At 80.2% G+C, this 581-nt stretch carries 1 protein-coding gene; it reads left to right on the top strand.

Annotation, left to right across the window (positions count from 1 at the left end; all coding sequences use genetic code 11):
* A partial coding sequence (locus NWP10_RS12270; protein ID WP_258301089.1) for an ATP-binding protein occupies positions 1-581 on the top strand: 581 nt, incomplete at both ends.

The following is a 581-nucleotide window of genomic DNA, read 5'->3' as shown; positions in this document are numbered from 1 at the left end:
GCCCTGCGCTCCCTGCGCGGCGCGGACGCCCTCGCCCGGCGCGGCGTCGGGCAGGGCTCGGCGGGCACCCGCGCGGCGGGCGACCTGGACCGCACGCCGCCGTTCGAGGCGCCCCACCATTCGGCGTCCATGGCCGCGCTGGTGGGCGGCGGGGCCAACCTGGCCCGCCCCGGTGCCGTCTCCCTCGCCCACGGCGGCGTCCTCTTCCTGGACGAGGCCCCCGAGTTCGAACGGCGCGCCCTGGAGTCCCTGCGCCAGCCCCTGGAGTCCGGGGAGGTGCTGCTGCACCGGGCGCGCGGCACCGTGGCCTACCCGGCCCGGTTCCAGCTCGTGCTCGCCGCCAACCCCTGCCCGTGCGGCAAGGGCGGCGGCAACGGCGTGGAGTGCCGGTGCAGCGTCATCGAGCGCCGCCGCTACGGCCAGCGCCTCTCCGGCCCCCTGCTGGACCGGGTTGACCTGCAGGTGACCGTGCGCCCCGTGGAGGCCCGCCAGCTCGCCGGCACCCCGGCCGCCGAGACCTCCGCGCAGGTCGCCGCCCGGGTGGCCGAGGCCGCCCGCCGCCAGGCCGCGCGGTGGGCGCG

The sequence above is a fragment of the Micrococcus sp. HG099 genome, from assembly GCF_024723355.1.
Lineage (GTDB): Bacteria > Actinomycetota > Actinomycetes > Actinomycetales > Micrococcaceae > Micrococcus > Micrococcus endophyticus.
The sequence above is the reverse complement of the archived record's forward strand: the minus strand, read 5'-3'. Positions and strand labels throughout refer to the sequence as shown.